At 62.9% G+C, this 14,331-nt stretch carries 13 protein-coding genes; 8 read left to right on the top strand and 5 right to left on the bottom strand.

Translation table 11 applies throughout. From position 1 onward, the window contains the following. Positions 1-30: 30 nt before the first annotated feature. Both BW994_RS07995 and BW994_RS07990 read right to left on the bottom strand, forming a co-directional pair. On the bottom strand, positions 31-813 hold the full coding sequence (locus BW994_RS07995; RefSeq protein ID WP_162176769.1) for a fimbrial biogenesis chaperone: 783 nt from the start codon (positions 811-813) through the stop codon (positions 31-33). Positions 814-892: 79 nt separating this feature from the next. Next, positions 893-1,414, bottom strand: coding sequence for a Csu type fimbrial protein (locus BW994_RS07990; protein WP_081848987.1), 522 nt, complete (start codon positions 1,412-1,414; stop codon positions 893-895). Positions 1,415-1,794: 380 nt separating this feature from the next. Between BW994_RS07990 and dapB the strand changes: the two genes are divergently transcribed. The 7 genes from dapB (at position 1,795) to BW994_RS07955 (ending at position 9,810) form a co-directional block, all read left to right on the top strand. Next, positions 1,795-2,538: a 4-hydroxy-tetrahydrodipicolinate reductase gene (gene dapB, locus BW994_RS07985; RefSeq protein WP_029310641.1), complete on the top strand. Its 744-nt coding sequence runs from the start codon at positions 1,795-1,797 to the stop codon at positions 2,536-2,538. Next, entirely contained in the window at positions 2,538-3,374 is an 837-nt protein-coding gene (locus BW994_RS07980; protein WP_281174424.1) for an aldo/keto reductase, read from the top strand. Before dapB ends, BW994_RS07980 begins: the two co-directional genes overlap by 1 nt. 10 nt (positions 3,375-3,384) lie before the next feature. Next, complete coding sequence (locus BW994_RS07975) at positions 3,385-5,262, top strand: hypothetical protein (protein ID WP_139334031.1); 1,878 nt, start codon at positions 3,385-3,387, stop codon at positions 5,260-5,262. 295 nt (positions 5,263-5,557) lie between these two features. Then, positions 5,558-6,745 (top strand): methionine adenosyltransferase, encoded by a 1,188-nt coding sequence (gene metK, locus BW994_RS07970; protein WP_029310644.1) that lies wholly within the window; start codon positions 5,558-5,560, stop codon positions 6,743-6,745. A gap of 7 nt (positions 6,746-6,752) precedes the next feature. Further along, positions 6,753-7,424: a tRNA (guanine(46)-N(7))-methyltransferase TrmB gene (gene trmB, locus BW994_RS07965; protein WP_035227920.1), complete on the top strand. Its 672-nt coding sequence runs from the start codon at positions 6,753-6,755 to the stop codon at positions 7,422-7,424. Between the two features lie 3 nt (positions 7,425-7,427). Continuing rightward, positions 7,428-8,609 carry a YbfB/YjiJ family MFS transporter gene (locus BW994_RS07960; protein ID WP_029310646.1) on the top strand — a complete coding sequence of 394 codons (1,182 nt, stop codon included), beginning with the start codon at positions 7,428-7,430 and terminating at the stop codon, positions 8,607-8,609. 85 nt (positions 8,610-8,694) lie between these two features. Then, a complete protein-coding gene (locus BW994_RS07955) occupies positions 8,695-9,810 on the top strand; it encodes an alkene reductase (RefSeq protein WP_029310647.1) in 1,116 nt (371 codons plus the stop codon). 89 nt (positions 9,811-9,899) lie between these two features. Here BW994_RS07955 and BW994_RS07950 read toward each other — a convergent pair whose 3' ends face one another. The 3 genes from BW994_RS07950 to BW994_RS07940 are packed head-to-tail and all read right to left on the bottom strand — an operon-like array spanning position 9,900 to position 12,841. Then, positions 9,900-10,340, bottom strand: coding sequence for a SufE family protein (locus tag BW994_RS07950; RefSeq protein ID WP_029310648.1), 441 nt, complete (start codon positions 10,338-10,340; stop codon positions 9,900-9,902). Then, positions 10,337-11,584 carry a tyrosine--tRNA ligase gene (gene tyrS / locus BW994_RS07945; RefSeq protein WP_029310649.1) on the bottom strand — a complete coding sequence of 416 codons (1,248 nt, stop codon included), beginning with the start codon at positions 11,582-11,584 and terminating at the stop codon, positions 10,337-10,339. The genes BW994_RS07950 and tyrS overlap by 4 nt, the downstream gene beginning before the upstream one ends. A gap of 18 nt (positions 11,585-11,602) precedes the next feature. Beyond that, positions 11,603-12,841, bottom strand: coding sequence for a glycosyltransferase family 87 protein (locus BW994_RS07940; RefSeq protein WP_081848988.1), 1,239 nt, complete (start codon positions 12,839-12,841; stop codon positions 11,603-11,605). A gap of 84 nt (positions 12,842-12,925) precedes the next feature. Here BW994_RS07940 and BW994_RS07935 point away from each other — a divergent pair, with 84 nt between their 5' ends. After that, on the top strand, positions 12,926-13,990 hold the full coding sequence (locus BW994_RS07935) for an anhydro-N-acetylmuramic acid kinase (RefSeq protein WP_029310651.1): 1,065 nt from the start codon (positions 12,926-12,928) through the stop codon (positions 13,988-13,990). Positions 13,991-14,331 lie beyond the last annotated feature (341 nt).

Here is a 14,331-nt window from a genome sequence, read left to right as displayed (position 1 = left end):
CCGATAATCCGACCCAGCCCGACCCCACAATCACGGGGCCGCAACAACGGTAACCTGCCGCAGCACGATCCGCGAGTCGGTCGACGCGGTGATGTTCACCGGCATCCCCACCGCCAGACGCAATCCCGGCCCGATCCTCCATCGACGCGTCGCACCCGCCAGGAGATATGGTAGCTGACCGGCGCCGATTGCCTGTGTCCGGCCTGCGGAGGCGAGTCGAATATCGGTCAGCGAGACATGCCGCGTGCCGGTGTTGCGCGCTTCCAACATTGTACCCTTGGATGTTGAGAATACCGACCATGTAACCGTCGGCGCGGTGCCGCCTTGCGGTTCGGCGAATACCGGCAGCGACATGCGCAACACCAACCGCACCCGTCCAGGGCTTGCCGGCGGCGGCAGCTGGTCGATAATCAGCCGATAGACCGACTCCCGGCTGACTGGTGGTCGGATACATAACAGCCGGATCGTCTGCGTCTGTCCTGGCCCGATCGTGCCCAGCGGCGGCGATGCAATTATTCCCGCCGCCGAAGGCTGCAGGGACCCCGTGACGACAACCCGATCGGCGGTCTGATGCCATGCCATCACCCGCACCTGAAACGACGTCGCCATGTCGCCCCGATTGGCCAGAGTGACCATCGCACTTACCTGGCCCGGCGCGAATTGCACCCCAACCGGCGATACCGCCAACGTCTGTGCCGCCGCACGCGGCGCCGCTATCGCCCATGAACACAACAGCACCATGCCGATCAAAACGCGCCGGCCGCCGGAGCGGTCCTCGATCGTGACGCGCAAGGCTACGAGGCTTCGTTGCACGAGTCCGTGCGCCTTGAGAGCAACCAAGGTTCCAGCGCCACGCTCGAAAGGACGGAATATCACCATGCAACGCACCGGATCAGTATGTGATCGTCGCGGTGATGGTATCAGCGAAAGAGCCGGCCTCGGGTGTCAGCCCCGCAGCGATCTGCCCGTTCACGATCAGCGATTGCGCCGTGCCGGTGCCGGTACCTGCAACGGTATCCGTACCGATTGTCTGTCCCCAGTTGGTCGTGGTGCCGCCAGGTTGATAGAGAGCGTAAGCGAGGGTCGAGCTGCCGCAGGTACTGCTGGTGTTGCAGACCATGGCCCGGGTGGACACGGTCGCGCCGTTGGCAAGTCCTGCGCTCAGCCCGATATTATAATTTGTGCCGTTGGTGCAGGTAACCGATATGGTGGTGGTGCTGTTATCGACCGCACCGGTGTAGGCGGTAAACGACAGGGGTAAGGCGCTGATCGTACAGGTTTTCAGTACGGTGGCGGTGACCGCAAAATTCGTTGTCGCGGTACTCGCCCGCACTGTCACGCTGCTCCAGAAGCAGATCGTAACGAATAAATATCCTGCCAGAATAGTATGAAAGTATTTGATATTCAATCCCATGACGATTGGAATCCCGGCTATGATTGACGTCAGCTGCTGTGGTTTGGCGATTAAAACTATTTCGTTTTCATTTTAAGATACTGGATATTTATGAACAATCTGTTTATATTCTAAAATAATTCCTGATAGACAAATCACTCAAATATAGATCGAAGTTATTTAGTGCACTGATATTTTTTAAAACTGATAAATCATCGAGTTACTGGAATCGATGACTCACGATCTGCAGATGAAGGCTCGATCCTAGGATTAGATTTTCGCGTTTTACCCGATGTTGGAGCCGAATGCCTCAGGATCGATCCTCGAAGGCGACATGGCCGTGATCGGCGCTGGTGGCTCAGGTTGCCAAACCCCGCGCGCCGGCCGATACCGCAGGGATCATGGATGGACCCGTTCTCCGCATCGGCATTGCTGGCATAACCGGCCGCATGGGCAGGCTGCTCGCTGATTCGGTTCCGGCCGCGGGTGCGGTGTTGGCGGGCGGCGTCGGCCGGGCCGGCGATCTTGCAGATCTTGCGGCGGGGGCAGACGTCATCATCGATTTCACTACCCAGGCCACGGTCCGGCGGCATGCCGCTATTCTTGCCGGAAGCGGCACTCCCTGGGTGCTCGGCACCACCGGGCTGACCGCGGCCGATGAGGTCGCGGTCCGCGCCGCAGCGGCGCAAATTCCGGTGTTCCAAGCCGCGAATTTCGCGCCCGGCGTCAATCTGGTGTTCGCCCTGGCCGAGCGCCTCGGCGCCGCCCTTGCCGCAAGCACCCATGATGCCGAAATCCTCGAAATGCATCACCGCCAGAAGATCGACGCGCCTTCCGGCACCGCCATCAGTCTTGGCGATGCGATCGCGCGGGGCAGGGGGGTCGATCTTGCAGCGGTCATGCAGTCCGGCCGCGATGGCCATACCGGCCCGCGCGAGGCGGGGGCGATCGGCTTCGCCGCCCTGCGCGGCGGCCAGATCGTCGGCAGCCATAGCGCGATGTTCACCAGCGCGACCGAACAGATCACCCTGACCCATCACGCGCTCGACCGCCGCATTTTTGCCGATGGCGCGGTCCAGGCCGCGCTGTTCCTCGCCACGAGGCCAGCCGGGCTCTACGGCATGCGCGATCTGCTCGGCCTATGATCCCCCAGATCACGCTGAAGGACGGTACGCCGGTTCCCGCCATCGGTCAGGGCACCTGGAATGTGGGCGATGCCCGATCAAACGCCGCCGCCGAGCGTGCCGCCCTGCGCGCCGGCATCGATCATGGCCTCACGCTGATCGACACGGCCGAAATGTATGGCGAGGGCAAGTCCGAACGTCTGATCGCCGAGGTCATCGCCGGCCAGCGCGACCGGGTGTTTCTGGTGAGCAAAGTCTATCCCCACAACGCCTCGGCGGCCGGTGTCGCCCGCTCGTGTGCCGCCAGCCTGAAGCGCCTCGGCACGGATTATCTCGATCTTTATCTGCTCCACTGGCGCGGCAGCCATCCGCTGGCGGAAACCATCGCCGCGTTCGAACGCCTGCGCGCGGCCGGCCACATCCGGCGGTGGGGGGTGTCGAATTTCGATACCGATGACATGACCGAACTGCTGGCGCTGCCGGAGGGTGGCCATTGCGCCACCAACCAGGTGCTCTACCACCCCGATGCGCGCGGCATCGAATTCGATCTGCTGCCGTGGTGCCGCAGCCTCGGCATGCCCGTCATGGCCTATTCGCCGCTCGGTCAGGCTGGACGATTGCTGCGCTCGCCGGCGCTCGCCGCCGTCGCGCAGCGCCATGGCGCGACGGCGGCGCAGATTGCGCTTGCCTGGTGCCTGCGGCAGGGCAACGTCATCGCGATCCCCAAGGCCGCCACGCTCGATCATGTCCGTGACAATGCCGCTGCGGCCGCCATTGTGCTGAGCGACTCCGACCTTGCCGCGATCGATGCCGCCCATCCGCCGCCGCGGCGCAAGCAGCCTCTGGCCATGCTGTAGCGTCGTCACGATGCTGTCCCGGCGATCGCTCCTTGCGCTGATCGGGCTTGGTGCCACGGCACCGGCGGCCCGCGGTGATACGCCGCAACACGTCTGGCCGGACTGGCAGGCGATTATTTATCAGCACCAGAACGACGCCCAACTCGATACGCTGCAACGCATCGGCGTCACCAACGGCAAGATCTTCACCAGCCGTGACGATGCTGCCGGCAATCCGGCCAACCCGCAGGCCGCCGCGTTCGCGCGGCGCGGCATGCGGTTTTACGTGGAGAACATCGCGACCGATTTTTACTCGGCCTATCATCGCTGGTTTCCCGACCGGCCGGTGGATGCGGCGTTCCTGGCGGTGCAGGCGCTGCATCGCAAGCACCCGAACGACCCTGCCGCGTTCATCCGCAATCCCGGCCTGTCCGACCCGGTCTGGCTCGCGCGCGTTCAGGGCCGGCTTGGCCGGGTGGTGCGCGATTATGCGCGCTATCGTCCGCTCTATTACAGCCTGGCCGATGAGCCCGGTATCGCCGATCTCGCCGCCAACTGGGATTTCGATCTGGCACCAAGCTCGCTCGCCGGAATGCGCGCCTGGCTGAAAACCCAATACCCCAGCCTCGCCGCGCTCAATCGCCAGTGGGAGGCCGATTTCAGCAGTTGGGACGCCGTCACGCCGGTCCTGACCGATGCGGCTGTGCGCCAGTTCGGCCGTAATTTTTCCGGCTGGGCCGATTTCAAACGCTGGATGGATGTCGCCTTCGCCCGCGCGGTCCGGCTTGGTACCCAGGCGGTCCATGCCGCCGACCCTGGCGCGCTCGCCGCGATCGAAGGGGCGCAGATCCCGGGTTGGGGCGGCTATAATTACACGCATCTTGCTGGCGCGGTCGATGTGATGGAAATCTATCACGGGGACGAGAATATCGAAATCGCCCGCTCGCTCAATCCGTCGCTGGTCATGCTGCTCACGAGTGCAGGCGCCGATCCGGCACAGCGCCATCAACTCTGGCGCAGCGTGCTGCGCGGCATGCGCGGTGCCATATTGTGGGATCCATCCAGCACCATGGTGCTGGCTGATGGTACGCTTGGCCCTTGGGCCGTGCAGGCCGCGCCGGTGTTCGCGGCGTTGCGCGGGCCGCTCGGCCGCACCCTGCTTGCCGCCGAGCGGATCGACGACGGCATCGCGATACTCTACTCGCCCGCCAGCCTGCGCACCCAATGGCTGCTCGATCGGCGCGGTGACTGGAGCCGCTGGGAAAATCGCGGTCCCTCGGTCGAGACCGCATCGAACGATGCGGTACACGCCGCCATGCGCGGCTTTGCCACGCTGATCGATCATGCCGGATTTCAGGGCCATTACACCGCACAAGGCCTGATCGAGCAGGGCGCGCTGGAGTCCGGGCGCATCCGCCTTTTGGTCTTGCCGCATGTAATCGCGCTGTCGGATCGGGCGGCGGCCGCCGTCCGCCGCTTCGTCGCCGGCGGCGGCATCGTGGTGGCGGATATCGCACCCGGCGCGTTCGACGAGCATAGCCGCGCGCGCGAGCGCCCGGTGCTGGCGGATTTGTTCCAGGCCGGCGGCAACGCGATCATCCAGTCGCCATCGGGCGACCGTGCGACCATTGTGTTCGCCCGCGCCGGCCTGCACGCCCCATTCCGCGTCGAGCGGGCGGACGGTCAGGTCGGTGATCCGGTGCGGCTGTTCCGCTTCCGCCATCATGGTGCAACCCTGCTGGCCATGCATCGCAGTTTTGCAGATGGCGGCACCGTCGCGCCGTTCACGCTCCATCTGGCATCGCCCGCCGCGACGACGGATTTGCGGAGCGGGGCCAAGACGGGGCCGGTTCGTCGGCTGGACCTGATGCTCGATCCGGTGACGCCGACTGTGCTCAGGGTTGGCTGATCGCTGCGGGTTCGGGCGTTCAAGGCAGGAGAGTCTTCTTTTTTGTGAACAAAAAAGAAGCAAAAAAACTTTGTTGATTTGGGCCCGTGCCGTTTCGAACGCCCGTGCCCCGGAGATAGAACGTTTTTTGGTTCTTTTTTTCAAAAAAGAACCGCTTCCTTCTTCTACCCCTCCGTCCGCATCAGCCAAGTCTCAATCTTGACCCAAACCGCTGTTTCGGCCAATGCCGGATGGCTCCGGCATGTGGCCAGGGCGCTCCCCGGCTCCGGGCATTTCGCGACAAGAGGAGAAATCCATGCGCGACCAAGGCGAATTTCTGTTCACTTCGGAATCGGTTTCCGAAGGTCACCCCGACAAGGTGGCCGACCGTATTTCCGATACCGTGCTCGATGCCTATCTGGCGGCCGACCCTTATGCGCGGGTCGCCTGCGAAACCCTGGTGACCACCAACCAGATCGTGCTGGCCGGCGAGACCCGTGGTCCTGCCTCGATCACTAATGAATACCTCGCTCATCTCGCCCGCATGGCGGTGCAGGATATCGGCTACGACCAGGAGGGTTTTTCCTGGCGCGACGCCAATATCGATGTGCTGCTGCACGCCCAGTCGGCCGATATCGCGGTCGGTGTCGATGCGTCGGGCAACAAGGACGAAGGCGCCGGTGATCAGGGCATCATGTTCGGCTACGCTTGTACCGAAACCGAAGCGCTGATGCCCGCACCGATCCATTACGCGCATCTGATTCTGCGCCGCATGGCGGAGTTGCGCAAAATCGGTGACACCCGCGCCGCCGGCCTGCAGCCGGACGCGAAGAGCCAGGTGACGCTGAAATATGTCGATGGCAAGCCGGTCGGTGCGACGTCGATCGTGGTGTCGACCCAGCATGATGAGGGGTTAAGTCAGAAGGCGATCAAGGCGATGCTGCGGCCGCTGATCACCGAACTGCTGCCGGAAGGCTGGATGTGCGAGGATGATCATTTTTACGTCAACCCGACCGGCAATTTCGTCATCGGCGGGCCGGACGGCGATTGCGGGCTGACCGGGCGGAAGATCATCGTCGATACCTACGGTGGCGCCGCACCGCACGGCGGCGGTGCGTTCTCCGGCAAGGACCCGACCAAGGTCGATCGCTCGGCGGCCTATATGTGCCGTTACCTCGCGAAAAACGTCGTCGCCGCGGGGCTCGCCAGCCGCTGCACCATTCAGGTCAGCTACGCCATCGGCGTGTCGCATCCGCTGTCGGTCTATGTCGATCTGCATGGCACCGGCAACGATGTCGAACAGGCCAAAATCGAGCGCGTGCTGCGCGAGTCGGTCAATCTGACGCCGCGCGGCATTCGCGAGCACCTGCATCTCAACCGGCCGATCTATGTGCCGACCTCCGCCTACGGCCATTTCGGCCGCGAACCCGATGCCGAACTCGGCACCTTTACCTGGGAAAAGACCGATCTGGTCCCGACCTTGAAATCGGCGTTTGGACGCTAACCCACGCATGGGGGTCAAGCCGCCGCCCGACCGTCTCTACGGTCGGGCGGTCGGTCATGCCCTGCGGGCGCGCCAGACCGAGCTGATCGACATGCTGCTGCCGCGCCTGCGCTGGCCGGATGCTGGCTTCGGCATCGCGCCGCGCGAAACCTGGCTTGAGGTCGGCGCCGGCGGGTTCGAACATGCCCAGGCGATTGCCGCCTTGCATCAGGATATCGGCCTGATCGCCTGCGAAGTGTTTGCCAATTCGATCGCCTCGCTGCTATCGCGCCTCGCCCCCCTGGGCGAAGCGGCGATGATCCCTGCCAATCTGCGGGTACACGACGATGACGCGCGGCCGCTGATCCGCAGCATGGCCCCCGCATCGATCGGGCGGGTCTATCTGATGTTCCCCGACCCCTGGCCGAAGGCGCGCCACGCCAAGCGCCGCTTCGTCCACCCGGCGACCCTGGCCGATGTCGCCCGCGTCCTTGTACCGGGCGGTGAATGGCGGATCGCCAGCGACGATCCGACCTATCAGGCCTGGGTCGACCAGGTGTTCGGGGAGTCGGCGCTGTTCGACCGGATCGAGACCACCACCACCCGGCCGGATGATTGGTGCCCGACGCGCTATGAAGCCAAGGCCATCCGCGCCGGCCGCACGCCGCGCTACTGGCGTTTCGCCCGCGCCCGATCCTGACCGATGAGCACGATGGCACGCACGGCAACCTCGATCGAGGCCGCGAAAGTCATGACCGCCGGCGTCGCCAGCATGGTGCTCACGGTCGGGCTCGCGCGGTTTTTATACACGCCGCTGCTGCCTTTGATGCAGGCGCAGGCGCATCTTTCGGTCACCGGCGGCGGCTGGCTCGCGACCATAAATTACGCCGGCTATATGGCTGGCACACTGCTTGCGGCCTCGGTGGGCGATCTCGCGGCGAAATTCCGGCTCTATCGCGTCCTGTTGCTGGTGGCATTGGTCGGCACCGCCGGCATGGGGCTGACCACCGATATCGTGGTGTGGGCCGCATTGCGGTTCGCCGCCGGGGTTTCCGCAGTGGCGGGGCTGCTGCTGAGTTCCGGGCTCGTGTTGAACTGGCTACGCCAGCATGGCCGCCGGCTGGAGCTTGGGATTCATTTCGGCGGCGTCGGGCTGGGGATCGCGGTGTCCGGCCTGCTCGCCGTGGTGATGGCAGGGTCGCTGAACTGGGCCGATCAATGGCTGGTCGCCGGTGGCGCCGGGCTGCTCCTGCTGATCCCGGCCTGGGTGTGGATGCCAGCACCCATGCCGGTCAGCGTGCATCATGTAGTGCCTGCCGATCGTCCGCCCTCGCGGGTCTGGCTTGTTCTGTTCACGATGGCCTATTTCTGTGCCGGCGTCGGCTACGTGGTCAGTGCCACCTTCATCGTCGCGATCGCGGCGCATCATCCGGCGCTGCATGGCTATGGCAATCTGGTCTGGGTGGTGGTCGGTCTCGGTGCCATGCCGTCCTGCCCGTTGTGGGACCGCATCGCGCGACGCACCGGCGACAAGACGGCGCTGCTTGCCGCGTTCGGCCTGCTGTTTACCAGCATCATGCTGTCCGCGCTCAGCGCCGGGCTGGCCTTGCTGTTGCTTGCCGCGCTGATTTACGGCGCATCGTTCAACGGCATCACCAGCATGATCCTGAGCATCATCGGCCGGCTGTTCCCCAGCAATCCGGCCAAGGCGATGGCGCGGCTGACTATCAGTTTCGGTGCCGCCCAGGTCATCGCCCCTGCGGCGTCCGGCATGATCGCGGCGCTGACCGGCAGCTATCGCGGTGCGCTGTTCATGGCCGCGGCCACCATGCTGGTGGGCATGGCATTGCTGGCGGCAATGCCACGCAATTCGGGCGAGGCGTAGCGCGCGCGGGGTTATTTTGCGGTGCAACAACCCCTATCTCCAAATCGATCGCCGTTCCGGCGCCACGTTTGAGATGGATGTTATCATGTTGCAAAAAACCGACTCCCCCTTGTTCCAGCCGATCACGATCGGTGATCTCGCACTGAAAAACCGCATTGTGATGGCGCCGCTGACGCGCAGCCGCTCGTCGGACGCCGGCGTGCCGCCTGATTTCGCGGCCGATTATTACGCCCAGCGCGCGAGTGCCGGGCTGATTATTTCCGAAGCCACCAACATCTCGGCCCAGGCGCGCGGTTATGCGCTGACTCCGGGCATCTGGACCGAGGCGCAGGTGGCCGCGTGGCGGCGTGTGACGACGGCTGTGCATGCCAATGACGGCAAAATGTTCCTGCAGCTCTGGCACACCGGGCGGATTTCGCATCCCGATCTGCATGGCGGCGAGCTGCCGGTGGCACCTTCAGCGATCGCCCCGAAGGGCCAGGCGTTCACCAACGAAGGCCTGAAGGATCACGTGACCCCGCGCGCCCTGGAAACCGATGAAATTCCGGCGATCGTGGCGGATTACGCCCACGCCGCGCAATGCGCCAAGGATGCCGGGTTCGATGGGGTCGAGGTGCATTCGGCAAACAATTACCTGCTGGAGCAATTCATCCGCGACAGTTCCAACCAGCGTACGGATCGCTATGGTGGTTCGGTCGAAAACCGGCTGCGCTTTCCGCTCGAAGTGGTTGCCGCCGTCACCAAGGTGTGGGGCGGTGGCCGGCGAGTTGGCCTGCGCATGTCCCCCGGTACCACGATGCCTGGCGAAACGCCGCTCGACAGCAATCCGATGGCGACCTACGGGGCCTATATCAAGGAACTCAACAAGTTCGGCCTGCTGTATATCCATGATATCGAGGGCGTTACCCAATTGAGCCGTGCTGCGGATGGCATCGATTACATGGCGTTCCGCAAGGCTTTCACGGGTGCCTATATCGCCAACAACAACTACACACGTGAACTCGCCGAAGCGACGGTGAGCGAGGGTAAAGCCGATCTGATCAGTTTTGGCCGCCCGTTTATTGCCAATCCCGATCTGGTCGAGCGCCTGCGCAATGGTTCGCCATTGGCCGAGGCGCCGAAAGCATACTGGTATGGGGGCGATGCCACCGGCTACTCAGATTGGCCGGGGATGGACGGACAGATCCGGCTGAAATCCTGAGTCAATTCGACTGAAGTTTCTACAATAACTGTACGTCATTCAGGACGACGGTCCTTTATTTCACGTGAAATAAAGGACCGTTATTTGCCCTATGTTCGGCTTGCAAACCGTTGAATTCGTTCGGCCATGGCTGCGACGCCGTTGCCCCGGTTGCCGGACAATGCGCCGATCAGGCCCCAGTCTTTCAGGAAATTCGCAGGCGTTGCGCGGATTTCATCGGGCGTGCGGCCGGAATAGACATGCAGCAACAGGGCGACCAGGCCGCCGACGATCGCGGCATCCGACGCGCCGGCAAAGTATAATTTGTTGTCATCCTGGATCGGTTCCAGCCAGACCCGGCTCTGGCAGCCGGGCACCAGGCGGTCATCGGTTTTCAGCGCGTCCGGGTAGGCGGGCAGGGACTGGCCGAGTTCGATGATGAATTGATACCGATCCATCCAATCATCGAACAGGAACAATTCCTCGTGCAGTTGCGCGATCGCTTCGGCCGCACTGGGCTGATCGGGCAGGACGAACGGGGCGTCGATCATCCGGCGCGCACCAGGCGGTGCTGTTTTTTGCCGGCCGAGAGCTTGGCCACGCCGTCGATCAGGTCGGTGAGCGAGATGGTCTGGGCTTCATCGGTGATCGGGGTGTCGTTCAGGCGGGCGCCGCCGCCGCGGATCAGGCGGCGGGCTTCGCCGTTGCTGGTGGCGAGGCCGGCGCGGACGAGCAGGGCGATGGCGGGCACGCCGGCGCCGAGTTCGGCGCGCGGGATGTCGATACCGGGCAGATCATCGGCGGCTTCGCCCGCTTCGAAGGTGCGGCGGGCGGTTTCGGCGGCGGCGGCGGCGGCATCGGCACCGTGGCAGAGGCTGGTGGCCGCGGTTGCGAGGATTTTTTTCGCCTCGTTGATTTCGGCACCGCCTAGGGATTCCAGGCGCGCGATTTCATCGAGCGGCAGATCGGTGAACAGGCGCAGGAAGCGGCCGACATCGGCATCCTCGGTGTTGCGCCAGAATTGCCAGTAGTCGAACGGCGAGCGTTTTTCAGCGGACAGCCAGACCGCACCGGCGGCGGTTTTGCCCATTTTGACGCCGGAGGCGGTGGCGATCAACGGCGTGGTCAGGCCGAATGTCGCTTTGCCATCGGTCCGGCGCACCAGTTCCATGCCCTGGACGATGTTGCCCCATTGATCCGAGCCGCCCATTTGCAGGGTGACGCCGTAGCGGCGGTTGAGTTCGCGGAAATCGTAGCCTTGCAGGATGGCATAGTTGAATTCGAGAAAGCTGAACGGTGCTTCGCGATCGAGCCGCGCTTTGACGCTGTCCATCGTCATCATGCGATTGATCGAAAAATGCGGCCCGACATCACGCAGGACTTCGATATAGCCAAGTTTTTCAAGCCAATCGGCGTTGTTCAACTGGAGCGCGTCGCCCGCGCCGGTGCCGAAATTGATAAAGGCTTCCAGATTGGCGCGAATGCCGGCCATGTTGCGGGCGATATCATCGTCGGTCAGCATCTGGCGCTCGCTGTCGCGGCCGGACGGATCGCCGATCCGCGACGTGCCGCCGCCCATCAGCGCGATCGGTTTGTGTCCATGGCGTTGGAGCAGGCGGAGCAACATGATCTGGACCAGACTTCCGACGTGCAGGCCATCCGCCGTGCAATCGAAGCCGATATACCCCGCGACCGGGGCCGCGCGCATGGCGTCGCGCAGGCCGTCCGTATCGGTGCACTGGAAAATAAATCCGCGCGCTTCGGCCTCGCGCAGGAAATCGCTGCCGTCGGTCATGATGAGAATCCGCTCGTTTCAGAGCGGGACCGGGTAGCACGCGGGGGCGGTTGTGCCAATTCCGTCTAATCGCCTCCAGGCACGGATCGCGCCGAGCAGGAGGATCAGCGGGGTCAGCTCCATATGGAGCCCGGTGGCGACGAGGGGGCAGATGGCGGGCCAGACCCAGATTAGAACATCTGCGAGTTCGAGTTGCCTCCGCTCCCAGGCGAGCCAACCGGTCATCAGTGTGAAGCCGCATAAATCGACGGTGTAGCCATAAGGCGTGGCGAGTATCGTCAAGGCCGCGGTCAGCGTAATCAAGGCGAGGTGATCCTTGGTGTCGCGCCGCCATGCGACCCAGCACCAGACCGTGGCACCGACAGCAGTTGCGGTCTGGACGATGCCGGACGTGGTGACGCCGGCGCCAAAGCTGCGCATCATCCAGAACACCGAGGCGCCATTGTCCTCGTATTGGTTCGGGAACGGTGCGATCAGGATTTTGCGAGCGGATGCGGTTCCTTCATCGAGATAGGCGGGCCAGATCGCAGCGCCGCAAATCAAGGTCGTCAAAACGCAAAGTGCCAGCACGACGAGGCCACTCACTATGATTGTGCGGTATTGGCGGCGGGCAAGCAGTGCGATCGGCGCAAGCAGACCGGCCTGCGGCTTGATGATCAGGCAGCCAAAACAGGTGGCGGCGCGGTTGGGGTTTGAAGCGATCGAAAAGAGTCCGACCAGGAAGAGAGTTCCAGTGATCAGACCGAGTTGGCCAGCCAGCATATTATAGATCGAGGCCACGCTAGTCAGTCCAAAACCGACGACGGGCCAGGGTGCTTTGATCAGGCGCAGGAGCCAGATGCTGCCGCCTGTGAGGACTAACGTCCAGACCAGAAAACCCGGCAAGATACCGAACGGAGCCAGTATCAGAGGCGCTAATAGGCCGGGTGGAAGGTAAGGGCACTGATAATAACTCGGGACTATACCGCCAAAATGAAGTCTAAGATAGGTCGAGAACAGTGATGTGTTGTAGACATCGCCCGCATGTCCGCTAGTGACGAGATGCGCGACAGGCCAAAACAGCATCATATCATTGTTGAGCGGTGAATATTTTATAGCCGTGTCTGGTAGAATTGTTCCGTCTACTGAAATAAAAATATTTTTGCTTAAAATCTGGATATAGACCAGCCATAACGGTATCGCGACAGGAAGTGTCAGCCACGGTAGCGCCACCCCAAGCGGAACATCCCTTCTGGCAAGGCGCAGCGCCTTGTTCATACCGTCTCCTCGCCAAGCGGCTTTGGTGGCGTTATTGACACTCTGATGAAATCAGCAACACGTCACAGGCAGCGTTAGACCAAAATGCTTGCAATCGGGTTAATGAGCGGGACGTCGCTCGATGGTGTCGATGCCGCCGTGATCGAGACCGACGGTGAAACGGTGGTGCGGACCGGCAAGACGGCTTGTTTGTTGTACGAGGAACCATTGCGGCTGCGGTTGCGGGCGTTGCTCGATGCGGCGCCGGGGTTGGCGCTCGATGATCCTGAAATTGTCGCCGTGTCGCGCGTGATTGCGGATCGGCATGCCGAGGCGGTGGCGATGCTGGCGTGCCGGGCGGAGATTGCCGGGTTTCATGGTCAGACCATTTTGCATGATCCGCCGTCGCGGCGAACCTGGCAGATCGGTGATGCCGCACGGTTGGCGCACAAAATTCGTCTGCCGGTCGCGTCTGATTTCCGCTCGGCCGACGTCGCGGCGGGCGGCGAAGGCGCGCCGCTGGTGCCGCTGTTTCATGCGGCGATGGCGGCGACGCTCGAAAAACCGTTGTTGATCGTCAATATCGGCGGCGTCGCCAATATCACGTTTTTGGCGAGTGATGGCGCGATTCTCGCCTGCGATACCGGGCCGGGCAACGGGCCGCTCGATGATTGGGTGCACCGCCATACCGGTGCGGCGTTCGACCGCGATGGGACGCTGGCGGCATCCGGGCGGGTGAACGCGGCGCGGTTGGCGCGGTTGCTGGCGGATGGGTATTTTGCGCGCCCGGCGCCGAAATCATTGGATCGGCTGTATTTTTCGGCGCTGGTTGCCGAGGTGACCGAAGGGCTGAGCGTGGCCGATGGGGCGGCGACCTTGGCCGCGTTCACCGCGGCGGCGGTTGCCGCAGCACCGATGCCCGAACCGCCCCGATTGGTTCTGGTGACCGGCGGTGGGCGGCATAACCGGGCGATCATGGCGGCGTTGCGGGCGCGGTTCGCGGTGCCGGTTCAACCGGTCGAGATGGTGGGGTGGGATGGCGATGCGCTGGAGGCGCAGTGTTTTGGGTTTCTCGCCGTGCGGGTGCTCCATGGTTTGCCGTTGTCGGTGCCGGGGACCACGGGTGTTGCGGCGCCGATGCGGGGTGGGGTGATTGTCCAGCCGGGATAGGGTAGAAAGCGCTTCTTTTTTGAAAAAAAGAAGCAGAAAACTTTTACTCGGCTGGGCTACGGGCGTTTTCACACACACGGGCACAAATTAACAAAGTTTTTTTTGCTTCTTTTTTGTTCACGAAAAAGAAGACCCTTCTTCCCTTGGCTTTCGCGCCCCACCCGGGGGTTCGGGTTGCAAAATGCGGGCGGAAGCGGCATTATCGTGGTAGGATTGGCCGAAAGCCGGTCGTGGTCGGGTGGATTGCCGTTTCGCATCGGTGATCGCGCCCGCTTCTTGTTGTAAAAGACTTTTCGTTGAAATCGCTGTCACTTACCTTGATCAGCTAAAATTTGGAGACT

The sequence above is a fragment of the Acidiphilium rubrum genome (assembly GCF_900156265.1).
Taxonomy (GTDB): Bacteria; Pseudomonadota; Alphaproteobacteria; order Acetobacterales; family Acetobacteraceae; genus Acidiphilium; species Acidiphilium rubrum.
This window is presented reverse-complemented; position numbering and strand designations above follow the sequence as displayed.